This window comes from Streptomyces sp. NPDC088812 (assembly GCF_044750285.1).
GTDB lineage: Bacteria > Actinomycetota > Actinomycetes > Streptomycetales > Streptomycetaceae > Streptomyces.
Genome location: NZ_JBIVJP010000016.1, coordinates 31,364 through 54,082, shown reverse-complemented (window position 1 = coordinate 54,082; position 22,719 = coordinate 31,364). Strand labels below are relative to the sequence as shown.

19 protein-coding genes and 2 pseudogenes are annotated in these 22,719 nt (G+C 70.8%); 13 read left to right on the top strand and 8 right to left on the bottom strand.

Annotation, left to right across the window (positions count from 1 at the left end):
* Nucleotides 1-124 precede the first annotated feature (124 nt).
* Nucleotides 125-511, bottom strand: a complete 387-nt coding sequence (locus ACIP67_RS26395; RefSeq protein ID WP_401695216.1) for an STAS domain-containing protein — start codon at nucleotides 509-511, stop codon at nucleotides 125-127.
* 212 nt (nucleotides 512-723) lie between these two features.
* Between ACIP67_RS26395 and ACIP67_RS26390 the strand changes: the two genes are divergently transcribed.
* Nucleotides 724-1,152, top strand: coding sequence for an ATP-binding protein (locus ACIP67_RS26390; protein WP_401695454.1), 429 nt, complete (start codon nucleotides 724-726; stop codon nucleotides 1,150-1,152).
* A gap of 31 nt (nucleotides 1,153-1,183) precedes the next feature.
* A complete protein-coding gene (locus tag ACIP67_RS26385) occupies nucleotides 1,184-1,708 on the top strand; it encodes a PP2C family protein-serine/threonine phosphatase (RefSeq protein ID WP_401695215.1) in 525 nt (174 codons plus the stop codon).
* Nucleotides 1,709-2,123: 415 nt separating this feature from the next.
* On the opposite strand, the gene ACIP67_RS26380 is transcribed toward ACIP67_RS26385, so the two are convergent.
* The gene (locus tag ACIP67_RS26380; RefSeq protein ID WP_401695214.1) at nucleotides 2,124-2,741 is read right to left on the bottom strand and encodes a hypothetical protein; all 618 of its coding nucleotides are present in this window, start codon (nucleotides 2,739-2,741) and stop codon (nucleotides 2,124-2,126) included.
* A gap of 517 nt (nucleotides 2,742-3,258) precedes the next feature.
* Between ACIP67_RS26380 and ACIP67_RS26375 the strand changes: the two genes are divergently transcribed.
* The 3 genes from ACIP67_RS26375 to ACIP67_RS26365 all read left to right on the top strand — a co-directional run bounded on the left by ACIP67_RS26375 (nucleotide 3,259) and on the right by ACIP67_RS26365 (nucleotide 6,910).
* Nucleotides 3,259-3,810: a phosphatase PAP2 family protein gene (locus tag ACIP67_RS26375; protein ID WP_401695213.1), complete on the top strand. Its 552-nt coding sequence runs from the start codon at nucleotides 3,259-3,261 to the stop codon at nucleotides 3,808-3,810.
* Between the two features lie 815 nt (nucleotides 3,811-4,625).
* Complete coding sequence (locus ACIP67_RS26370; protein WP_401695211.1) at nucleotides 4,626-5,474, top strand: magnesium and cobalt transport protein CorA; 849 nt, start codon at nucleotides 4,626-4,628, stop codon at nucleotides 5,472-5,474.
* Nucleotides 5,475-5,509: 35 nt separating this feature from the next.
* The gene (locus tag ACIP67_RS26365; protein WP_401695210.1) at nucleotides 5,510-6,910 is read left to right on the top strand and encodes a hypothetical protein; all 1,401 of its coding nucleotides are present in this window, start codon (nucleotides 5,510-5,512) and stop codon (nucleotides 6,908-6,910) included.
* Between the two features lie 7 nt (nucleotides 6,911-6,917).
* Here the strand turns inward: ACIP67_RS26365 and ACIP67_RS26360 are convergent, their stop codons facing one another.
* Nucleotides 6,918-8,621: a hypothetical protein gene (locus ACIP67_RS26360; RefSeq protein ID WP_401695209.1), complete on the bottom strand. Its 1,704-nt coding sequence runs from the start codon at nucleotides 8,619-8,621 to the stop codon at nucleotides 6,918-6,920.
* Between the two features lie 1,311 nt (nucleotides 8,622-9,932).
* Between ACIP67_RS26360 and ACIP67_RS26355 the strand changes: the two genes are divergently transcribed.
* Complete coding sequence (locus ACIP67_RS26355; RefSeq protein WP_401695208.1) at nucleotides 9,933-10,112, top strand: helix-turn-helix domain-containing protein; 180 nt, start codon at nucleotides 9,933-9,935, stop codon at nucleotides 10,110-10,112.
* Between the two features lie 123 nt (nucleotides 10,113-10,235).
* Nucleotides 10,236-10,355, top strand: a pseudogene (locus tag ACIP67_RS26350) (NAD(P)-binding protein); the annotation flags it as partial.
* Nucleotides 10,356-10,478: 123 nt separating this feature from the next.
* On the opposite strand, the pseudogene ACIP67_RS26345 reads toward ACIP67_RS26350, so the two are convergent.
* A pseudogene (locus ACIP67_RS26345) lies at nucleotides 10,479-10,664 on the bottom strand (hypothetical protein); the annotation flags it as partial.
* 59 nt (nucleotides 10,665-10,723) lie between these two features.
* Between ACIP67_RS26345 and ACIP67_RS26340 the strand changes: the two are divergent.
* Nucleotides 10,724-11,323 carry a hypothetical protein gene (locus tag ACIP67_RS26340; RefSeq protein WP_401695206.1) on the top strand — a complete coding sequence of 200 codons (600 nt, stop codon included), beginning with the start codon at nucleotides 10,724-10,726 and terminating at the stop codon, nucleotides 11,321-11,323.
* Nucleotides 11,324-11,352: 29 nt separating this feature from the next.
* On the opposite strand, the gene ACIP67_RS26335 is transcribed toward ACIP67_RS26340, so the two are convergent.
* Entirely contained in the window at nucleotides 11,353-12,114 is a 762-nt protein-coding gene (locus ACIP67_RS26335) for a DeoR/GlpR family DNA-binding transcription regulator (RefSeq protein ID WP_401695205.1), read from the bottom strand.
* A gap of 398 nt (nucleotides 12,115-12,512) precedes the next feature.
* Between ACIP67_RS26335 and ACIP67_RS26330 the strand changes: the two genes are divergently transcribed.
* From ACIP67_RS26330 to ACIP67_RS26315, 4 genes are read left to right on the top strand one after another with little or no spacing between them, the layout of a single operon-like run.
* Entirely contained in the window at nucleotides 12,513-14,000 is a 1,488-nt protein-coding gene (locus ACIP67_RS26330) for an APC family permease (protein WP_401695204.1), read from the top strand.
* Nucleotides 13,997-15,430 (top strand): FGGY family carbohydrate kinase, encoded by a 1,434-nt coding sequence (locus ACIP67_RS26325; RefSeq protein ID WP_401695203.1) that lies wholly within the window; start codon nucleotides 13,997-13,999, stop codon nucleotides 15,428-15,430. Before ACIP67_RS26330 ends, ACIP67_RS26325 begins: the two co-directional genes overlap by 4 nt.
* Complete coding sequence (locus ACIP67_RS26320) at nucleotides 15,427-16,863, top strand: NAD(P)/FAD-dependent oxidoreductase (RefSeq protein WP_401695202.1); 1,437 nt, start codon at nucleotides 15,427-15,429, stop codon at nucleotides 16,861-16,863. The genes ACIP67_RS26325 and ACIP67_RS26320 overlap by 4 nt, the downstream gene beginning before the upstream one ends.
* On the top strand, nucleotides 16,860-18,110 hold the full coding sequence (locus ACIP67_RS26315; RefSeq protein ID WP_401695201.1) for an NAD(P)/FAD-dependent oxidoreductase: 1,251 nt from the start codon (nucleotides 16,860-16,862) through the stop codon (nucleotides 18,108-18,110). Before ACIP67_RS26320 ends, ACIP67_RS26315 begins: the two co-directional genes overlap by 4 nt.
* Before the next feature lie 95 nt (nucleotides 18,111-18,205).
* Here the strand turns inward: ACIP67_RS26315 and ACIP67_RS26310 are convergent, their stop codons facing one another.
* Together ACIP67_RS26310 and ACIP67_RS26305 are read right to left on the bottom strand one after the other, a co-directional pair.
* Nucleotides 18,206-18,877: a response regulator gene (locus ACIP67_RS26310; protein ID WP_401695200.1), complete on the bottom strand. Its 672-nt coding sequence runs from the start codon at nucleotides 18,875-18,877 to the stop codon at nucleotides 18,206-18,208.
* The gene (locus ACIP67_RS26305) at nucleotides 18,874-20,100 is read right to left on the bottom strand and encodes a sensor histidine kinase (RefSeq protein WP_401695199.1); all 1,227 of its coding nucleotides are present in this window, start codon (nucleotides 20,098-20,100) and stop codon (nucleotides 18,874-18,876) included. The genes ACIP67_RS26310 and ACIP67_RS26305 overlap by 4 nt, the downstream gene beginning before the upstream one ends.
* A gap of 202 nt (nucleotides 20,101-20,302) precedes the next feature.
* Between ACIP67_RS26305 and ACIP67_RS26300 the strand changes: the two genes are divergently transcribed.
* Nucleotides 20,303-20,830, top strand: a complete 528-nt coding sequence (locus ACIP67_RS26300; RefSeq protein ID WP_401695198.1) for a hypothetical protein — start codon at nucleotides 20,303-20,305, stop codon at nucleotides 20,828-20,830.
* Nucleotides 20,831-20,936: 106 nt separating this feature from the next.
* On the opposite strand, the gene ACIP67_RS26295 is transcribed toward ACIP67_RS26300, so the two are convergent.
* Nucleotides 20,937-22,703 carry an RICIN domain-containing protein gene (locus ACIP67_RS26295; RefSeq protein WP_401695197.1) on the bottom strand — a complete coding sequence of 589 codons (1,767 nt, stop codon included), beginning with the start codon at nucleotides 22,701-22,703 and terminating at the stop codon, nucleotides 20,937-20,939.
* Between the last annotated feature and the right edge of the window lie 16 nt (nucleotides 22,704-22,719).

The window sequence follows — 22,719 nt, the reverse complement described above, 5'->3', positions numbered from 1 at the left end:
GGGGAGGAGACCAGGTTCTCCTCATCCCGGCCCGAGTCATGCTCCAGCACCACCGGCGTGCAGTGCAACGCTCCGGTCCATACGCGACGTGCACGGGGCAATGGGCGGCGTGGATGGCCAAAGGTCAGTTGCTGAGGGCGTGGCGAAGCGTTTGGCGGCAGTCGATGACGGTGTCGACGCCGACGATCTGAAGGGTGCGCATCACTGATGCGGTGGGCGCGGCCAGACGCAGCCAGCCGCCCGCCTCGGTGGTAGCGCGGTGGGCCGCGATGAAGATGTTGATGCCGCTGGAGTCCATGAAGGTGACCCGACCGAGGTCGACCACGATGCGAGGGCGGACACGGTCGGGGACGTCCAGGGCTTGTCGGAGCTTGCCCCCGGTGTGGTGGTCGATCTCGCCGGTCAGAGTCAGCACGCAGATGCCGTCCGTGGTGTTGGACACGATCGACAGCCCGGCGGGCTGCTGATGGGGCTCAGCTCGTTCGGTGTCCGTCATTCGTCCCTCAGCCATATCGGTGATACTGGCACACTGACACCTTCGCCTGGGAGGGCTGCCCCGCACGGTACCGGCGATGCCCTGATATAGGGAAGCCAACAGAGGGGCGTGAAGCGTGCTCCGCGCATGCGCGGGTACGCGCGGGGGTGTGAACGGGGTAAGAGAAGGCGGCCGGCGTGGAAACAGTCCCTGTGGGTGAGGACAGCGCCACGCCGGGTGATCAGGCCATGCAGGTCACGGTGGCCCTTGACGGCGACGGCGCCTGCATCGCTCAGGCGCGCCATCTGGCCGCCGATTTTCTCAGCCGTGTGCAGGCCGAGCACGGTCTGTCCGTCTCCCAGCGCGCCGTGGATCTGACCCAGCTGGTGGTCAGCGAGCTGGTCACCAACGCCCGCAAGTACGCGCCCGGTCCGGTGCTGATGGAGCTGCGGATCGTGGGTGACGTGGTCGAGGTCGTGGTGTGGGACTCCGACCCGGTGCTGCCGGTGGCCCGGGCCGCGGACGCGGGACGGGTCGGGCAGCACGGCTTGGAGATAGTCATGGCCGTCGCCCAGGGCTTCGAAGCGCAGCGCGAGCCGGTCGGCAAACGCATTACCGCCCGCATCGCCCTCGAAAACGAACCGGGCGGCGCGCTCCGCGGCACCCGGGCTGTGTAGGACGAGCTGTCCGCTGAGTCGGTGGGGGCCGATGAGCCAGATGCGCAACATGCTGCGCGGCATCGGCTGCGACCGCCAGGAACCCCCCGGCCACATTTTGCGCCGCCTGGACCTGGCGCACCACAACCTGTATCCGCATACGACCGCCACCTGCCTGTACGGTGTGCTCGGCGAGCGCGACGACGGTACGTGGACGCTGGAGTTCTCCAGCGCCGGGCACCTGCCGCCCCTGCTGATCACCCACGACGGCGACACCCGCTACCTCACCGGCGGCCACGGCCTTCTCCTCGGCGTCGACGCCGATCGGTCGCGCCCGTACGCGACCGAGTCGCTGCCCGCCCGCTCCACCGTGCTGCTCTCCACCGACGGACTGATCGAACGCCGCGGCGAAGGTCTGGATGCGGGCATGACCCGGCTGCGCCAGCACGCCGCCGCTCTCGCCCGAGAACCCCTGGACACCTTCTGCGACGAACTCCTGACCGGCCTGGCCGCCGATCACGCCGACGACGTCGCCGTCCTCGCCGCGCGCCTTCCCCCGCCTCATCCCAGACGATGACTGGCGACCAGACCGGCCAGACACACGACCCGGCGCAGTGCCCGCCCTACGGCCGCGGGCCGAACAGGGCAAGGGCATCGAACAGCTGCCGGGACGGGCCACTCAAGCGGCTCGGAGGCTGCCGAAGCTGTTGCCAGCAGCGGTTGCTGCTCGGCCTGCTCCACGGCCAAGCGGGCAGCGCACGGGACCGCTGTGCTGCGGCCCCGGTGCGGGAGGGCACGCCGCGCTGCGGCCTTGCCAGCGGCCGGCGGCCCAGCGGCCGCAGAGTAGGCACTGGCCTTTCGGCGTAAGGAGCCGGAGGTGCCCGGATCTCCTGGAACGCTAGCGGGTTCGGGCACCTCACTCACCTTCGGTGAGTATTCCCTCCTTGGCCTTCAGCCCTCAGCCGCGGAGCTGGCGAAGACCCCCGGGAGAGTCAGTGCTGCATCCAGCGCCAGTCCGGCATGGGCGGCATATGTGCCATGGAAGGCATGTGCGGCGTCCTGCTCATGGCCCGCTGCCACATCCCCCGGGCCTGCTCTTCTGGGCGCTGCTGTTCTCCGTGCAGCGCGTTGAGGACGAGCAGGCCGCCTGTCAGCGCCGGGATTGTCCACTGCAGGAAGGCGAGCTGCCGCTGCGCCTTGTCCGTGTCGACGGGGTGCTCCGCGGCCTCTTCGGTGTCTTCCGGGTCGCTGGAGGCCGCCAGCTCGATCTTCTTGCCCAGCACCCGGCTGTAGGCGGTGGCCGCCAGGGCGGCTCCGGTCAGAACTGTCTTTGCCACGGTGGACGCGGCCACTCCCTGCTGGGTGGCAACCCGTGCCGCGTTCGCCGCGAGCAGGCCACTGCTGCCGACCAGATGGGTGCCGACGGCCGCGGCGTTCACCGGGGCCCACTTCGCCCAACCGGAGCTGGCGATCCGCGCGGGGGACGCCTGCGGTCCGCCTTCAGCGCGTGCCGCGCCGTTGAGGCCCACTGCGCCCATCAAAGAGCCGCCGAACCATGCGGCCAGCCCCAGGTCGTGCAGGCTGCGCATGACGGTATTGCGTTCCGACATCTCGTGACTTCCTTTCGACGGACAACGAGGCCAGCAGCACATCGGCACTGCGTCCACTGTTTCCCGACACGAGACAGGCCGCACCTCGGGCACTGACGAACGGACCGCAGTCCGGAGCAGCAGTCGTCAGAGGCAGCCAATGAGCGAACGCTGTCGGCCCTGGCCACTACCGACCTCGGAGCCCTTGCCGTGCCCCTCCCATGGCAGACCGGTCACGATCGCCTGGCGTCGCGTCCCACGTCGCCGAATTCGCCTCGTACAAACGAGACCTACGGTACGACGGCGGGCGGCATCGTCATCCTGGTGTGGCTGTGGATCACCAACATGGCGACACCCTACGCCGGCGGGTCATCGCCAGCGGCCTGCCGCCGGAAGCCGAGCCGTACGCTCAGCTGCGCGGCATCCGCAAGTGGGAATGAGCAGGTCCGGCGCCGAATGGACGAGACCTGGCCCCCTCCCGCGCCCTCGTGCCGGTCTTGTCCGTGTGAGCGGGTCCCTTCGGGGATACATGCACGGCATGAGATTGCTGGCGGGACTTCGTGCGGGGGAGCGGCGGCTGACCCAGCGTATGGCCTCATGGGATGCGTCCACCGTGGGCAGGCCGCTGTCGGCGGTGGAGGAGGCAGCGGAGAGCACCAAACTGTGGTGCGGCGCGGCTGTAGTGATGGCATGGCGGGGCGGCCGGCGCGGGCGGCGCGCTGCGGCCGCAGGGCTGGCGGCCATGGCGATGGCGCAGCTGGCCGCCAACGGCGTGTGCAAACAGATCGCCGACCGCCCGAGGCCGCCCAAGGAATGGATCCCTCACGACGAAGTCGAGGACCGACCCGATTCCTCGTCCTTCCCCTCCGGCCACACCGCCGCCGCGGTCGCCTTCACCGCCGCCATCACACCAGCCCGGCCGCTGGCCGGCGGGCTGTGCGCGGTTCCGACTGCGATGGTGGCCGTCGAACGCGTCCACAGCGGTGCCCACTACCCCAGTGACGTCGCCGCCGGCGCCGCCATCGGCCTGGCAAGCGCCTGGCTCATCCACCGCATTCCTCACCTGCTGCACCGCCGCGATAGGCCGTGACCACGGCGGTCAGCCCGCGGCGTCAGCCCTGACGGGCTGACGCTGCAACGCAGTGACATCAATTCCCACCGATATTGATCACGCAGAAGGACGACGACTCCCGAACTCACGGCGAAACGACGCCCACGGAAATGACGCAGCCACGACCAGACTGTGTGGGCTGCCCGGAGCGGGGAACTCAAGGCAACACAGCAACCTCACCCCCGTCACTGCGGGGGGCCGGGACCGTGGTTCAGAGTCAAGCTGCGGGGTCTGCTGAGCTCCCGTGACCGATGAGCCGGTCGCGGGAGTCGGCCGCTGCCGTGTGGGCTGCCCGGCGGCGGCCGGTGGATCGATCCGCATGCGTCCCCGTGACAGCTTTCCGCAACCAGGCCAGTGCGTACGATCCGGCGGCACCGGGGACACGCAGCCTGCGGGTCGGCGGCAGGGACGGGTCATGGCGCGAGCGTGATCCCCTGTCCGGAGCCGCTGGTGGTTTCTGTGCCCCGGTACCTGGATGTGCGACGAGGGACAGGTGACGCCTGCCTCGGGCATGACGCGGGAGATGTGTAGGCGCAGGCTGATGGAGCAGCCACCCCTCGTAGCGGCCCCGGCTCATCGGGTAGCCCCGCCCGGCCCGACGGAAAGCCTGGCGGCGTGAAGGAAACGCGACCGTCCCGTGTAGGCGGCATGCCCGGCGGCTGCCGCCGGCGGTCGGCAGGCATGCAATCGCCGCGGCGGTGCAGGCGTGAAGCATGAGGTGTGTCATCTACCGTGAGTCATCGGGCGAGCCAGAGCAGGTGGACTGCCGTCAGGTTGACGGTGGCCGTGCGGCGGTGCTGGACAGTCTGAAGCGGGTGGGGGAACGCGAGTTCTGCTGGGTGCATCTAGATGATCCCGGCTCAGGCGATGTTCAAGAACTGGCGGGGCCGCTCGGGATGCATCCGCTGGCGGTCGAGGACGCCGGCGAGGCGCACCAACGGCCAAAGCGGGAGCGGTACGGGGACGTGCTGGCGGTGGCGCTGAAGACGCTGTGGTACGTCGAGGACGGCTGCGAGGTGGAGACCGGTGAGGTGATGGCTTTCACCGGTCCGCGGTTGGCTCTGACCGTCCGTCACGGGCACGCCGACCCCACTGTCGAGGCGGCCCGGCGGCTCGGTGAGGATCCGCAGATGCTGCGGTTCGGGCCCGTCGCCGTGCTGCACGCGGTCCTGGACACTGTGGTCGACTCCTACACTGAGGCCGCCGTCCAGGTCCGTGCGGATCTGACCGTGCTGGAGCGGCGCGTGTTCTCCCCGGAGCGCGAGGACCTCACCGAGCAGATCTACTCCCTCAAACGCGAGGTCCTGGAATTCCGCGACGCGGTGCAGCCCTTGGTCCCGGTAGTGCAGGACTTCGCCGGCCCCCACGCCGGGTGGCCCGAGGAAATGCTGCCGTACTTCCGTGACGTCGCCGACCACCTGCACCGCACCGACACCGAGGTCCGCTCCCTGGACGAGCTGCTCAACTCCGCCCTCGACGCCCACCTCGCACGGGTGGGAACCTGGCAGAACGACGACATGCGCCGCATCTCCGCCTGGGCCGCCATCCTGGCCACCCCGACCCTCGTCGCCGGGATGCCGAGCGGGCTGCTGCCGAGCGCTTGGTCGAGTTGTGCGGGGGCCTGCCGGTGGCGCTGCAGATAGCGGCGGCCCGTCTGATCACGGACGACGGTTTGACCATGACGTCCCTGTCGGAGGAACTGGAGGACGAAGCCGGCCGGCTTGCCGCGCTGGCCCTTCCAGGATTCCAGGGGGCTCTCCCCGGGGAGGGATACTCCGTGTCCGCCCTGCTCGGCTCCTCGTACCGGCTGCTGCCGCCGGACGCTGCCCGGCTTTACCGCCTCCTTGGATGGCTGCCGACTGGCGCCTTCGATGCCGGAGTCGCCGCGGTCGCCGCGGACCTCGACACCCCGAGTGCGAAGCGCCTGCTGCGCACCCTCGTGACCGCGAGCTTCGTGGAGGCCGGCCGCGACGGCCGTTACCGCATACACGACCTCGTGCGGCTGCATGCCCGGGAACGTGCCGCGGAGGAGGAGCCGCCGGCGGAGGAGAAGGCGATGACGAGGAGGGTGGCCACCCACTACCTCGTTCTCGCCGCGTTCGGCGATCGGGCGCTGAGGAAGGAGCGGTTGCGGATCGCCGACCTGTCACCGCTGCTGCGCACCGCGGACGATCCCTTCGCGGCCGGCACGGGACCTTCCCCCCTGGAGTGGCTGGATGCCGAGCGCCACGCCATCCTGGCCGTCCTGCGGGCCGCGAGCCGGCACCGGCTGCACAGCCTTGTCTGGCCACTGGCCGAGGCGTTCACGGCCTTGTTCCTGCGCCACCGTTACCTGGAGGCGTGGAAGGAGTCACTCGAACTCGGCGTCGCCTCGGCCACCGCCCTCGCCGAGTCGGCTGAGACCGTAAACGAGATCGCCGAGGCCGCACAAGCCGAGGCGCGGCTGCGCAGCCTGCTGTCCCGCCCGCTGATGGACGTCGGCGAGACCGACCGTGCCGGGAGGGAGCTGCGGACCGCCGCCGCACGGGCCGAGGTGACCGACCACCTCACTCTGCGTGCCTCCGTGCAGGAGTTCCTCGGGCGGCATCTGGACCGGGTCGACCCTGCTCAGGCCGTCCCCGCCTACCGGCGGTCGTACGAGCTGAACAAGGAGGCGGGGCAGGGCCGTGGGGCGGCCATCGCCGCCTACTTCCTCGGCTGCGCGCTGGATGCTCGCGGTGAGTACGCCGAAGCGCTGGAAACCCTGCGCATGGCGCACCACGACCTGCTCGCACGCGAGGAACCCGACCCGCGTATGGCCGCTCGGGCCATGGCCGCGATCGGTGTCGTCCACGACCACCTGGGCGCCACCGCAGAGGCGGTGCGCGCATTGCGCGAGGCGGTTCGTTTCCTTGAGGAGGAGAAAGCGACGCACTACGAGGCTGAGGCCCTCGTCACCCTCGTCGACATCGCCGAGCGGACCGGAAGCCACCAGGACAGCGTGCGCGGCTGGCTCGCCCGGGCGGTCGCGCTCCACGAGGCCAACGGCAACCCTGTAGCCGAGGATTTGCGCCGGCGGCTGGAGAATCGCGACCGGTGACAGCCGGTCACCGCAGGCCGCTCGGTGCGGGAGAAGGGCGCAGCCGCAGGACGACGTCCTCGGTCCGCAGGTCTCCGATCCGCAGGGTGACGTAGGCGTCCTCCAGGGGGCGACCCGCGCGCAGGCATGCGTAGACAACGGCAGCCGGAAGACCCGCGTCCAGCTCGGGGCCGGTGACGGCCGCCTCCAGGATCCGGCCGTCCCTGAGCCCGATCAGGAAGCCCCCATGGCGGACGGCCGATGCGGCGAGGAGGCTTCCGGGCAGCCGCTCGAGGGTGCCCTGGATCCACCGCAACGCACCCACCGCGGTGGGGGCCGGACGGTGGGCCAGGATCACTGAGGCACTCTCGACCAGCCGCCGGTCGCGTTCACCGTCGGGGCACGCGAGATGGGTGAAGAACAGGGGCGAGCTGGTGCCCGTGCCACTGCCTGAGTGCACGGCGGCCGGGAAACGGCGTACGACGACAGCCGAGGGCACGTGGTCCTGATCGATTCCCTCGACCTCTGTGGTCACCTGCCAGGATGTGACAGGAGAGGCCGAGGGGTCAGGCCGGGGCAGCACCAGCGCAGAAGGTGGCGGGGAAGGCGGCTCCGGGAGCCGCAGCAGCCGGTAGAGGGCGGCACGGAGCCGGGGGAGGGCCTGTCCCGGCTCGGCAAAGGCAGACTGGGCGATGGCCGCGTACCGCTCGGGCGTGTGTTCGTGAATGACGTGCTCGACCTGTCGACGCATGTCTCCACGGAGGTCGAGCCGGGGCGCGACGGCCGCCAGACCGTGGATCGCCGTCCCGGGCACCGCGTCGGCGCCGAACGCCCCCAGCAGGACGGGCGTACCCGTCGAGGCACCGTACAGCGTCACCGAGCCGTGGTCGCCGACCACGGCGTCCGCTGCGACGAGCGCGGCCCGCCACGCGTGAACAGCGGGCACGAGACGCAGTCCCGCGTCCAAGGCAGCCGCTTGGAGTACTCGGATCTGCCACGCGCCGTGAGCGGCCCATACGTTGGGGTGGACTATCGCAGCAACCAGATACTCGTCACAGGGAAGTTCTCCGAGGAGACGCGCGGGCAGGTGCGGGTGACGTCCCAGGAGCGACGTGGGCCCCCAGGTCGAACTGACCACGATCAGGCGCTGGCCTGCCGTGACCCCCAGGGCCTCGCGGTACGCCTCCCTGCTCTTCCGGCTGGCCAGGAGTTCGTCGAAGCAGGGATCACCCACCAGCAGGGTACGGCCGGCTGCTTTCGGGTGCGTGGCGAGCAGCTGCTCCTCCTGGGCCGGATGCGATACGGCCAGCCAGGCACGGCCCGACTCCAGCAGGGAGTCCGGCACGGCACCGGAGAGCCGCTCGTGCGGACCGCGCGCGTCCGGCACCAGCTTCTGGAAGCCCACCCCGTGCGGCAACACCAGGACCGGGCAGTGCCCCTCCGGTACGTCGATGTTCTCGCTGGCGGAGAGAATGAGGTCAGGGGCGATGCGCTCCAGTTGTTCCCAGGGCATTACCCGGCAGCCGGCGCCGTGCAGCAGGTCGAGGACGCCGGAGCCGAAGGCAGAGGTCGGGTCGTGAGCGAAGACGACGGTCACGCGATCGTCGCCGCGCAGCAGGGCGGGCAGCGCTTCGAGGATGCGTACGGCCGACGTGACCGTACGCGTGGCGACGACCAGAGTCCGTTCTCCGCGGAAGGTGCTCCATCGGTGGGCGTCGTACCCCACGGGCACGCGAAGAGGCTGATCACCGGACAAGGCGGCCGCCTTTAACAAACCCGCGCCTCCAGCCGGTCAGCGGCACGCGGCACGCGGCACGCGGCACGCGGCACGCGGCACGCGGCACGCGGCACGCGGCACGCGGCACGCGGCACGCGGCACGCGGCACGCGGCAATGATCTAATATCACATGTCAAGGTGCCGAGCAACCCTTCGTGTGCGTCTCGCGGGGCCATGACTGCTACACCGTAACGAACGGGACGGGCACCGCCAGAGATGGCCGACGCATCCAGAACCGTGATGCCTTTGACGAGTCCTCGTGCAGTTGGAGACTGCGGCTTCCGTCACTGGCCGGAGGCGGGTGCGTCGGGGCGGGTTGGGTTGCCGCCTGTGCGTGGGCAGGGGAGCTGGCGGAGGCGCGGTCGATGAGGTGCCGCTCGGCCTCGGGAACGGCGTTAGCCGGGTGCAACGCAAGCAGTACCGGGCGTATCAGCGGCTGCGGAACTTCGCCTGCGCTTGCCCGCTTCAGAAGAACAAGCTCCTCGTCTACCTCAAAGCCGACCCGAGGTAGGTCGATCTCGTGCCGGCTTCACCCGGGATGTGGGGCGGCCTGGTCACCACGGCCCGGGCGACCTGGAGGTATAGGTGCGTTCAGAGCGGGTTGTGGACTAGGCCGTCTTCTTTGGATCTTGTCGGCCAGCCCGTATTCATGAGCACCGCATGGGACGACAGATGCCTGGAGTCGCCAACGGCCAGGCCGGGCCGCCGCACTCGCCCCGTACCGGTCCGGCTGAGGCGGCGGGCGTTCGAACCCAGTCCACACCAGGCGCCTGCTCGCCGAGGCGACCACCCTCCTGTCACCCCTCACGGACCACGGCCCCACCAGCGGATTTCCCCGCTCCGCACTCCTGCACGGCAACCACCTCGCGTACGCCCACCTCCTCGCCCGAGACCCCGAAGCCACCGCAGCCACCTCCTGCAACTCGCCGACCGGGTACCCGACGTGCAGTCCATCCGCTGCCGCAACCTTCTGCGCCGGATCCGCCGCTCCGCTGGCCCCCGCATGCGCGCACCGGGCGGCGAGAAGGCGCCTGCTGTATCCCACCATGATCCACTCTGACCTGCGCTGTACCGACGTCGTGACGGGTAGTCAGGCGTTCTGTGGGACGTATGTGGGATCTGGCCGTTCGAGTGACCCGTGGGACGCTGGCACCTTCCCGTGGTCTCGATAGTGCTTCTCACTCCATCTTCACACCCTCGAAGCCTCTTGCGGAAACAATCCTGTACCTCGTCGGCGTTGGTGATCTCCGAGCCGAGGAGGGGAAGGTGTCGGGACCACGGGGCGAGGTGGCGGCGGCCGGGAGGGAACTGCACGTCCACCGCACCACCCTCTACTACCGCCTGGACCGCATCAGCGAGCTGACCGGCGCCGACCTGCGCTCCGGCCCCGCCCGCACCGACCTGGCGCTGTGGCTGGCCGCCTACCGTGACACCGCCGGGCACTGACCCGGCGCGTTTCGACAGATGTCGAAGGCGCGCGCCGACTTCCCTTCCTGACGCGGATGTCCACCGCCGCCGGACCCTACGTTCGAGTCACTCGCGTACCCGGCACCCCCGAGGAGCCGTCCGATGGCCCACAGGTTCGACTACATCGTCGTCGGAGCCGGCTCGTCCGGATGGATCGCGGCCGCCCGCCTCACCGAGGACCCTGGTGTACGCGTGCTCCTGGTCGAGGCCGGCGGCACGGACCGCGCCCACATGTTCATCGCGGTGCCCGGCGGCCCGCCGTTCGTCAGGCACCGTACTGATCGCGCCGGCCGTCTGTGATCCGTCGGCTCGGCGGGAGGAGGCCGCGACCGTGTCCGGGCTGCCGCTCTTGGGCACCGGCCGCAGTGACCAACCGGGGACCGCTCGGTCGGCCGGGTGTGTGAAGCGCATGGTGTGATGCTGCCCCCATGCCCACGCGCCGCTCCGATTCCCCTGTCGGCGGTTCAGGATGCCGACCGCCTCGGTGTCGATGTCCTGGCCCGTTTCGGCCGGGCCGAGGCTGTGATGCACTCGCGGTCCGCGGGAAGCCGTCGTTCCGGGTGGCCTGCCCGCATGCCACGGCCGAGGGGGTGCTCACACCGTTCGTCGCGACGACGGACGTTCCCGTCGTCGACCTGCACAGCATCCTCGCCGACGACGTCGACGCCGCTCTGGACCACGACGTCGATCTCGCCGGCAGTTCGCTGCCGCCTCCCGAACACCGCCACATCCTGCCGATCGCCGAGATTCCTGTGATGGTGCAGGACACCGAAGAGGCGTATGAGAGCTTCGGCGTCACGGTCGTCGGTGACTTGGAACTGTTGAGCCAGTCCTGGCTCATCGTCCCGCGCAGCGGCGTCGAGGCGGCTGTGGTCGCGGCGACCGCGACCCTGGAGCACGCACCGTCGATCCGTGAGGTGTCGACCGGGTCGGTCGCTCAGTCGCTCGCCGCCCACGGTCAGGGCCTCGCGTTCGTCACGGAGGCGCAGCGGTTCGGCCTCGGTGCGGTTTCGGCCCGTGCGAACGGCGAACCGATCACCATCACCCTGTACGCGTCGTGGGACGTCCATCACTACGCGACGGCGGATCCGCGCCAGGTGGCGGAGGCGCTGCGCGCGTGGATGAGTGCGAATCCGCCGGGGGGCCCACGGGAGGTGTGGCCCGTCCTCGTCGCACTGACGGACCGGTGACCTCCGTCCGAGGCCGTCTCCGACTGAGGTCAGGCCACGACGACGGTGCCCCCGGTACGGCCGATGGCGGTGCGCAGGTCCTGCGGGCAGGGCTGGTCCGTGAGCAGGGTGTCGAAGCCGTCGAGCTCGCAGACGCGGTGCGCGGCGGTACGTCCGAACTTGCTGGAGTCGGCGAGCACGTAGCGGTGGGAGGCGTTGGCGAGCATGGCCCGCTTGGTGGCGACCTCGTCGAGGTGGAAGTCGGTCAGGCCGTAGGGCGCGATGCCCCCGGATCCGACGAAGACGGCATCGGCCCGCAGGTCGGAGAAGAAGCCCACCGCGTGGGCGTTGGAGCAGGCCAGGTCGCCCGCCCGGAGCCGTCCCCCGCTGACCAGGACCTCCACGCGGGGGCGGGTGCTGACCTCGGCGGCCACGAGCAGGGACGGCGTGGCGATGACACCGGTGTGGTCGGCGGGCAGGGCACGGGCCACTTCGAGCGCGGTGGTGCCGACGTCGATGACGATGGTCTGGCCCGGCTCGATGAGTGCGGCGGCGGCGCGTCCGATGGTCCGCTTCTCCTCGGCCATGGCGCCGCTGCGTTCACTGAAGGACGGCTCTTCGCCGACCGGGGCCTCGGGGCTGGTCGCGCCGCCGTGCACCCGGGTCAGTTCACCGCGTCGTTCCAGTTGGGCGAGGTCCCTGCGGACGGTTTCATGGGAGACGCTCAGCAGTGCGGTGAGGTCGTCCGTGGTGACGAACTTCAGCCGGGACAGTTCGGCGACGATCCTTCGGTGGCGCTCGACGGGGAGCACGACACCCCCTCAGCGGTGACTGTTCTTGTGGATCTGTGACTGCATGGTAACCGCAACCGTTGCTCGCTGGTCATCCCTCCTCCGCCGAGCCAGGCGGGCGGCTGCTCAAGTTCGCAGGTTAAGCGGATGGTTTCCGATCAATTCAGGCGCGTAAAGGTGTTGCGAACTCTTGACGCCCCTCGGGCACTAGGCCACACTTTCAGTAATTCGCGGTCAACAACCCATAGAAACGGTCATGGCGGGGGGTACCCACCGTCCGGACGTCGACCTTTCACCTTCTCGTCCATCTGATCCATCGCCCCCCGCTGCGTGGGCGGGCACCCTGAAGAGGGAAGCGAGTCATGGCACAAGCAGAAAAAGGCCCCCAGGGGTCCAGAGCGGCCGGGGAGCCTGGTGCGATGACCGGCGGCCGTCAGGAGATGGCGCGGGAACTGGGCTGGTACGCCTCGTTCTCGGTCGCGTTCGGGTTCGTGTCCATCGCGACCGGCATCTTCACCACCTACGGCGCGGTACTCGCCACCTCGGGCCCGCGCGGCATCTGGGCCTGGCCGATCTCGGTGATCGGCCAGCTGTCCATCGCCCTCGTGTTCGGCGCCCTCGCGGCCCGCATCCCGATCAGCGGCTACTCCTACCAGTGGGTGTCGCGGATCGTCGGCCCCATATGGGGCTGGATCATGGGATGGATCTCGTTCGCCTTCCTGGGCGTGGTCGTGGTGGCGGTCGATTACACCATCGCCTCCACGATCCTCCCCGAACTGTTCCGCTACGTCGGCACCACACAGAACGCCTGGGTCATCACGGCCGGGGTCGTCCTCCTCCAGGCCCTGCTGGTGGGCATCTCCACCCGCACCACCCACCGGGTGAACAAAGTGGCGGTGACCATGCAGCTCATCGGCATGATCGCCCTGACCGTGCTGTTGTTCGCGGTCGGCGCGTTCACCGGCAAGCTGGACTTCGCCCACCTCTTCGAGACCGGCACCGTGCCCGCGAGCGGCTACTACGGGCTGGGCGGCGCCACCGAGGTCGGACCGTTCGCCCTGGCTTTTCTGCTGGGTGCCTTCACCATCGTCGGGTTCGAGTCCGCGGCGAACCTTGCCGAGGAGACCAAGGATCCCGCCCGCGTCATTCCCAAGGCGATGGTCCAGGCGGTGCTCTCCCTCGGCGTGCTCGGCTTCCTCTTCCTGATCGCGATCACCGCCGCGGCCGGCCACATCGACGGCCTCGACGCGTCCGGCACCCCGGTGGCCACCGTCATCACCGCCGTCCTCGGGTCGGTCGTCGGCAAGATCCTGCTGGTCCTGGTCGTGGTCTCGATCTTCTCCTGCGGACTGGTGATCACCCTCAGCGGCACCCGCCTTGTCTACGCCATGTCCCGCGACGAGCGCTTCCCCGGCTGGCGGCTGCTCAAGCGCGTGGACCGGCGCACATCGACGCCCCTGAACGCCACCGTCTTCATGATGCTGATCGCCCAGATCATCCTCGCGGTCTTCTCCCGCTCCACCGACGCCCTGTTCGAGTTGTTCTCCGCCGCCACCCTGCTGCCCGCGGTCATCTACGCCGGCACCGTGGCGATGTACGCGGCCAAGCGCCACTCGCTGCCGCCGTCGAAGGGCTTCTCGCTGGGCCGCTGGGAGGTCCCCGTCCTCGTCCTGGCCGGTGTGTGGCTGGTGTACGAACTGCTGATCTTCCGGGACTCCTCCTTCCGCGCTCCCTGGATCTACGTGCTGGTGCTGTGCGGGATCGGTGCCGTGTACCTCGCGGCCCTGATCATCCGCCGTGGCCGGGCCGGCCTGACCATGCCCGACATGGCCGACGTGGACCGCGCCCTGGACACCGTTGGCACGACGCCGGAGGGCTCCGCGGCCGCCGAAAGGAGCGCCAAGTGACCGCCGTCCTCGCCATCGACCAGGGCACCTCGGGCACCAAGGCCATCGTCGTCGACGCCGACGAGGGCACGGTCGCCATCGCCGAGGAGACCGTCCGCCCCACCTACCTGCCCGGCGGTGGCGTGGAGCAGAACCCGCACGAACTGCTCGACTCCGTCCTGACCGCCGGCCGCCGGGCGGTGGCCACGGCCGGCCGCCCGATCGCCGCGGTCGCCCTGGCCAACCAGGGAGAGACCGTCCTGGCCTGGGACCCCGCCACCGGGACCCCCCTGTCCCCGGCGATCGTCTGGCAGGACCGGCGCGCGGAGAGCATCTGTACGGAGCTGGCCGACAGCTCCGCCGCCATCGCCGCACGCACCGGGCTCGTCCTCGACCCGTACTTCTCCGCGCCCAAGATGGCCTGGGTCCGCCGGAACCTCACCCGTGAGGGAGTCGTGACCACCACCGACACCTGGCTGGTGCACCACCTGACGGGAGAGTTCGTCACCGACGCCTCCACCGCCAGCCGCTCCCTGATCTTCGATCTGGACAGCGCATCCTGGGACGGCGAACTCGCCGACTGGTTCGGGCTCGGCACCGAACGCATGCCCCGCATCGCCACCTCCGACGAGATCGTGGGCACCACGCGCGCCTTCGGCCCGGAGGTGCCGGTGGCCGGACTGATCGTCGACCAGCAGGCCGCCCTGGTCGCCGAGGCGTGCCTGGAACAGGGGACCGCCAAGTGCACGTACGGCACCGGTGCGTTCCTGCTGGCCAACACCGGCCTGAACCCCGTGCGTTCCAGCGCGAAGCTGACGACGTCGGTGGCCTGGCAGGCCGAGGGACAGACCCTGTACTGCGTGGACGGCCAGGTCTACACCGTCGCCTCCGCCGTGCGATGGCTCCAGGACCTCGGCCTGGTCCAGTCGGCCACCGAACTCGACCAACTGGTCGCGGCGGACAGCGAAGGCGTCCTGTGCGTGCCGGCTTTCGCCGGGCTCGCCGCCCCCTGGTGGACGCCGGACGCCACCGCCTCCTTCACCGGTATGACGCTGTCCACCCGGCGTGAACACCTCGTCCTCGCCCTGCTGCAGGGCATCGCGGCACAGGTCACCGAGCTGGCCGCCCTGGTCGGTCACGACCTCGGCCGGCCGCTGACCCGGTTGCGCGCCGACGGCGGCCTGACCAACTCGGCAGCCCTCATGCAGGCCCAGGCCGACATCGCCCAGCTCCCCGTCGACATCTATCCCAGCGCGCATGCCACCCCCCTGGGCGCCGCCGCCCTCGCGCGCCGGGCGCTGGACCCCGCGCTCAGCCTCAAGGAAGCCGTCGGGGACTGGAAGCCGAGCACCGTGTACGAACCCCGCTGGTCCGCCGACCGGGCCCAGGAATACCGCACCACATGGGCGCAGGCCGCCACAGCCTGTGCCGCCAAGGGAGAACACTCATGACCGCCATCCCCCACCGTCCGGACGACGGCGTCTACGACGTCGCGGTGATCGGAGGAGGAATCGTCGGCGCGGCGATCGCGCGCGAGCTGTCCGGCTGCGACGTCTCGGTGGCGCTGCTCGAAGCCCGTGACGACGTGGGCGACGGCACCAGCAAGGCCAACACCGCGATCCTGCACACCGGCTTCGACGCCAAACCGGGAACCCTCGAATCCCGCCTGGTCGCCCGCGGGTACCGCCTGCTGAGCGCCTACGCCAAGGCCACCGGCATCCCCGTCGAGCACACCGGCGCAGTCCTCGTGGCCTGGAACCAGGAGGAGCTCGACGCACTGCCCGGCCTGAAGGAGAAGGCCGAGGCCAACGGCTACGAGCACAGCCGAATCATCGGCGCCGACGAGGTCTACCGCAGCGTTCCCGACCTCGGCGAAGGGGTGCTGGGCGGCCTCACCGTCCCCGACGAGTCCATCATCTGCACCTGGACCACCAACCTCGCCCTGGCCACCGACGCCCAGCAGCGCGGCACCACCATCCTGCTGAAGCACGCCGTGACCGCCGTCGACACGACCGACGACGTGACCGTCCTGAGCACCGAGGGCGGCGAGGTGCGGGCCCGCTGGGTCGTCAACGCCGCCGGCCTCGGCGCCGACCACATCGACCGGCTCTTCGGCCACGACCGCTTCACGGTCACCCCGCGCCGCGGCGAGCTGTTCGTCTTCGACAAGCTGACCCGGCCTATGGTCGACAAGATCGTCCTGCCCGTGCCCTCCTCCCGCGGCAAGGGCGTACTCATCTCCCCGACCATCTACGGCAACGTCATGCTCGGCCCCACCGCCGAGGACCTCAACGACCGCACCGACACCGCGACCTCTGAGAACGGTTACGACTTCCTCCTCACCAAGGGCGAACGGCTCATGCCGCGCCTGCTGGCCGAAGAGGTCACCGCCAGCTACGCCGGACTGCGCGCCGCGATCGACCACCCCGACTACCTCATCGAGGCCACACCCGAGCAGCGCTACCTCCTCGTCGGCGGCATCCGCTCCACCGGCCTGACCGCGGGTATCGCCATCGCCGAACACGCCCGTACCCTCCTGGAGGAGGCCGGTCTCACTCTGCGCGACCGCGGCGACCTGCCCGAGCCGCCGCGGATGCCGAACATCGGCGAGGCCACCACCCGCCCCTACCAGGACGCCGAGCGCATCGCCGCGGACCCCGCCTACGGCACCGTCGTCTGCTTCTGCGAGCGCGTCACCGAGGGCGAGATCCGCGACGCCTGTCACGCGCCCGTGCCCGCCCGCAGCCTGGAGGGCCTGCGCCGCCGCACCCGCGCCATGAACGGCCGCTGCCAGGGCTTCTTCTGCGGCGCGGCCGTCGCCGCCCTGCGCACCCAGTACCAGAACCACGACGGCTGCAGCAGCCAGCACAAGGACAACCGATGACCGACCAGCCGCCCCTGATCCAGCCCGACGTCCTCATCATCGGCGGCGGCCCCGCGGGACTGACCGCGGCCGCCGAGCTCGCCGACCGGTCGGCGGGTGACATCCTCGTCGTCGACCGGGAGAGCGCGGCCGGCGGCATTCCCCGCCACAGCGACCACACCGGTTACGGCCTGCGCGACCTGCACCGGGTGATGACCGGCCCCGCCTACGCCCGCCACCTGGTCGACCGGACCACCCGGGCCGGAGCGGAGATCCGGGTGAAGACCATGGTCACCGGCTGGGCCGACGAACAGACCCTGGACGTCACCAGCCCCGACGGCCGCTACCGCGTCCGCCCCCGGGCCATCGTGCTCGCCACCGGCGCCCGCGAGCGGCCCCGCACCGCCCGCCGCATCCCCGGCGACCGCCCGCAGGGCGTCTACACCACCGGACAGCTGCAGAACCTGGTCCACCTCCACCACCAGCCCGTCGGCAAGCGGGCCGTCGTCGTCGGCGGCGAACTCGTCAGCTGGTCCGCGGTCGTCACCCTGCGCGAGGCCGGCTGCACCCCCGCCCTCATGGTCAGCCAGTACCCGAAGGCGGAGTCCTACGGAGTCTTCAACGCGGCCGGCCGCTCGGTGCTCCGCGTGCCCGTCGCGACCCGCAGCCGCGTCACCCGGGTCATCGGCAAGGGCCGCTGCCGGGCCGTCGAGATCGAACACCTCGACACCGGCAGGCGACGCACCGTCGAGTGCGACACCGTCGTCTTCACCGGTGACTGGATCCCCGACCACGAACTCGTCCGGACCGCCGGCATCACCCTCGACGAGGGCACCCTCGGCCCCCTCACCGACACCGCGCTGCGCACCAGCCGCCCCGGCGTCTTCGCCGTCGGCAACATGCTGCACCCGGTCGACACCGCGGACGTCGCCGCCCTCGACGGCAAGCACGTCGCCCAGCAGGTCATCGACCACCTGGCCGGCCGACGACAGCCGGCCGAGGGTGTGCGCCTGACCGCCGGTTCCCCCTTCCGCTGGATCGCCCCTCAGATCCTGCGCCCCGGCGACCCGGCCCCGGCCCGCGGCCGGCTGCTGCTGTGGTCGGACGAGTTCGTGCGCTTCCCCAAGGTCACCGTCCGCCAGGACGGGCGCGTCATCACCCGCCGCACCCTCGCCTGGCCCGCGGCCCCCGGCCGCGTCTTCCGCGTTCCCTCCGGCGTCCTGGACGGCATCTCACCCAGCGGGGGCCCCGTCCACATCAGTCTCTGACGGACGCGGAACCCGGACGCTCGGAGGCACGGAACCGAACGCACGGAACCCGGACGCACGGGCGTCCGCCGCCCGCCGCCCGCACGATGTGAGGATCAGGCGGGCGGCTGTGCCGCGGGGCCATATCCGTGGTGATGCGCCCAGGCGACCGCTTCGGCCCGGGTACGGGTGCCGAGTTTGGCGAAGAGATGGTTCACGTGCGTCTTGACCGTAGCCTCGCCGATCAGCAGTCGCCGTCCGATCGCCGCGTTGGGCAGGCCCTCCGCCATGAGCCGCAGCACGTCCTCCTCGCGTCCGGTGAGGGCCGCCGGCCGCGCGGTCTCCTCGCCGGGAGCGGGGGAGGAGGGGCGGTCCGCGGCGTCCAGGAGCCGTCGCTGAACTGCGGGGGCGAGGGTGGTGTGGCCGGTGACGGCCGTCTCGATCGCGCGGACGATCTCCGCTTTCCCCGCGTCCTTGGTCAGATAGCCACGGGCCCCGGCCCGCAGCGCATCGAGAATGAGCGGCTCCTCCGCGTAGGTCGTCAGCACCACCACAGCCGTGCCGGGGTACTGCTCGGCGATGCGCGTCGTGGCGGCTATCCCGTCGGTGCCGGGCATGCGCAGGTCCATCAGGACCGCGTCCGGCCGCAGCGCGGCGACCCGCTCCACCGCCTGCTGCCCGTCGCAGGCACCGCCGACGACCTCGATGCCGGGCATCAGGTCGAGCAGCGTCATCAGGGCCTCCCGGATGACCTCCTGGTCGTCGGCCACGACGATCCGCAGACTCACGCTTCCACCTCGGCTCGAACCGTCCAGCCCCTGGGCCCCGGACCGGCCGAAAGCGTACCTCCGACCAGCCGCAGACGCTCACGCATCCCCGCCAGCCCGTAGCCGCCCGGTCCCGGCTCGTCGGCGGCTTCCGTCCCGGTGACCGGCAGAGCGGACCGTACGGTCAGCCGCACACGGTCCGCCTCGTACTCGAGGCACAGGTCGATCGTCCGGCCCGGAGCGTGCTTGGCGGCATTGCCCAGCGCCTCCTGCGCGACGCGCAGCAGGCACAGCGACACCTCCGGCGGCAGGGGGCGCTCGGCACCCGCGACCTCCGCGTGCACCGGTCCGCCGTGCTGCCCGCGGACACCGTCGGTCAAGGCCCGCACCGCGTCGGCCAGCGGCGCGGTGTCGCTGCGCAGCGCGGTGATCGCGCGGCGTGTCTCGGTGAGTCCCTCCACGGCGATCTCGCGGGCCCGGCGCACCTGCCGCGCCGCCTGCCGCGTCCGCGGGGGCTCCGCTTCGAGCAGGGCGTGCACGGCCTCCAGTTGCACGGACAGCGCGCCGAGCGAGTGGGCGAGAACGTCGTGGATCTCCCGCGCGATCCGGGCCCGCTCGTCCAGCGCCGCGGCGCGCTGGTGTTCCTGCTGGGTCTGCCGCTGCTGCTCCACCAACTGTTGCAGCTGGTGGTGCTGGACACGGGCGCTGCGCCGGGTCAGGCCGACGAGATGGAAGGTCGTCAGGATCGCGGTCCAGACGGCGACGGCCCACCGGTCGGTGCTCGCGGACGTGCTCAGCAGGTCCCCGCACCCCAGTGCCAGCATGCCGCAGGCCAGCACCCCCACGCTCAGCGGCACCGAGAACTCGGCGGCCGCCGACATGACGGCCGCCAGCAGGAGCGGCGCCGCCGCCGCCCCGAGCGCCGGCACCCAGGTCAGTACCAGTCCCTCGGCCGTCACCGTGACCGTCAGGAGCCCGGCACCGCTCAGCGTCCCCGCCGTCGGGGGCGGGCGCGTCCCGGCCCGGCCCACCCGCACGCACCAGGCCGCGAACGCCAGCCATCCGGCGAGCGCGACGGCCGCTGCGGGCGCGTCCACCATGCCCGCCGACCAGGTATGGATTCCGGCCACCGCGGTCGCGATCAGGACCAGACCCAGCACCAGCATCGTGAGAGGCGCCCGCCCGCCCGCCGGCCGGAACCTCCGGGGGGCGTCGGACGCCTCGAGTGGTCTGGTCAGGCGCATGCGGACATGCTGTCACGCCCCTGACCAGCACTCCACCCACGGTCACCGTCGGCGGGTGGGGCAAGGGCGGAGCAGGGTGGAGACAGGTGGACAAGGGTGGAGGGTCACCGTCTCCACCCTCCTCGGCCGCCGGGCCGATGCCGGGCGACGGCCGCCCGCGGAGACTGGAAACCGTCGCCGCACCCGTTCCGGAGGTACTTCTGTGAGCCTGACCACCTCGTTGATCGTTAACGCCGTCGTGCTGGCGCTCGTTCTCGCATTCGACCTGGGCCGCCGCACCTTCGACAACAAGGCGGTCGTGCGCTCCGCGATCATCTGCGGCGCCGTGGCCCTGCTCTTCGTCAAGGACTTCTACACCGACGGCGTCGGACTGACCGTGGAGATCATCGGCGTGGCCCTGGGCGCTCTGATCGGGCTGCTCGCCGTCAGCCTCATGAAGGTGGACAAGCATCCCGACAACACCGTCCACACCGTCGCCGGGGCCGGGTACGCGGTCGTCTGGGCCGGCATGGCCGTCGCCCGCTCGCTGCTCTCCCTCGGCATGACCTACTGGTTCGGGACGGCCGTGGGCACCTGGCTGGTGAAGCAGGGCGCCGCCCCGACCGACATCACCGGGCTCGTCACCAACTTCCTGGTCTTCATGGCCGTCGCCGCGCTGCTCACCCGCACCCTCACCATCCGCGCCCGCGCCGCGGCGATCCCGCACGCCCCGTCGGCGACCGCCGTGTGACAGCGCCCGGGGCGAGACCGTGGGCGGTGGCATCCGGCGGCCGGCCGGATCCGTCCCGGACGGACCCGGCCGGCCGCCGTACCGGGCGGTGCTCAGCGCGGAGGTCTCACCGCGCGGTGAGCTTCCAGAGGTGGTCCGCCGTCCCGTTGTCGGACCACTGCAGGACCCGGGCTCCCGCCGCGGTGCTCATGCCGTCCACACCGAGCAGGAGGCCGCTGTGGTGGTTGGCGATCTTGTAGTAGCCGTCCCGGGCTGGTATCAGCTGCCAGAGGTGATCGGCGGTGCCGTTGTCACCCCAGATCAACGCCCCGCCTCCGTCGACCGTGCTCATGGTGTCGATACCGAGGAGCAGCCCGCTCTTCTGATTGACGATTTTGTAGAGGCCCGAGCCGGCCGAGACCAGGGTCCAGTTCTGGTCCGTGCCGGTGGTGGACGCCGCCTGGACGACCGCCGTGCCCTCCGCGGTGGCTGTGCCGGAGGTGCCGATGGCGAGGCCGCTGTTGCGGTTGGTGATCTGGTAGCGCCCGGCCAGCGAGGTCGAGGTGCCGGTGGGAGTGACCGTCACCCGGTAGCCGTCGGAGGCGTTCATGGCGATCGGCACCGTGATGGAGCCGCCGCTGACGGTGTAGTCGGTGTCCGAGACGGTGATCGGACCGGGGGAGGCGGTGGTGCGGCCGGTGTGGGGCGAGTACTGCACGCGTACGTGCACGGTGCTGCCGAAGGCGGGCAGCGAGGACAGTCCGTCGATGCGCACGGCACAGGAGCCGGTGCAGCCGCCGGCGACCACGTTCACCTGGTTGCCCGACCCGTTGCGGGAAGCGAAGCCGTCGATGCCGGTCTGCGCGGGCGGTGTGGTGACGATCATGTGCCCGGACATGTCGCCGTACCACTTGTACGTCCAGTAGGAGCCGTTCGGCGAGCCCCCGGTGCCGGTCAGGGTGTCACCGAGGGTCCCGTACTGGTTCCAGAAGGCGAGTTCGGCGTCGCGCACGCCGGTCCGCTCGAACTTGGCGACGTATCCGATGAGCGCGCCCGAGGCGCCCATCTCGGCGGGGGTGCCGTACTCCTCGATCGCGATGGGGCGCGCACTGATGCCGAGGCTGCTCTCCAGCGCCCGGTAGGCGGACACGTGGGCGGCGATGTTCTGGCTGCCCTCCAGTTCGTGCCAGGCGATGACGTCGGGCACGGTGCCGCTGGCCTTGGCGTCGGTGAGGAACTGGGTCATCCAGGACTGGTTCCAGACGGCGTAACTGGGGCCCTGGATGGGGGTGGTGGTGTCCTTGGCGCGGATCTGCTTGAACGTCCGCGCCCAGCCGGCGTTGAAGGAGCCGGCGGCCGCGGTGTCCCAGGTCCAGTCGGGCTCGTTCCAGATCTCGTAGGCGCTGATGTTGGTGGCGCCCGAGGACTGCACGGACGATACCTGCTTGTCGACGGCGGACAGCCAGTCGCTCCAGCTCACCCACTGGTAGGGGAAGTTCGGGTACCAGTCCGGCATCCGGACGACCACCTTGGCGTCCGCCTGTGCCGCCTTGGAGGCGACGACGAGGGCGTCGCCGCCCGGTTGCGAGGCGCCGTTGGGCAGTTGGCTGCCGCCGGGTGCCATCTGTACGAAGGTGTGCGGCTTGAGCGCGCTGACCAGGGTGTCCGACGGGGTGGAGGCGTCGGCGAGCCCATAGAGGCTGCCGGCGGCGAGGTGGGTGACCGAGCGGAGATTCTGGCTGGCGTCGACGACCAGGGTGGTGGCCGCGGTCGGTACCGCCTGGGCGGGCGGCGCGGTCGCCAGCAGCGCGGTGGCGGCCAGGGCCAGCGCGCCGAGCGCGGCGGCCGGGCGCCAACGGTGAGTCCTTGACGGTGCTGGTACTGGCAGGTTCATGACAGGCAAACTCCGT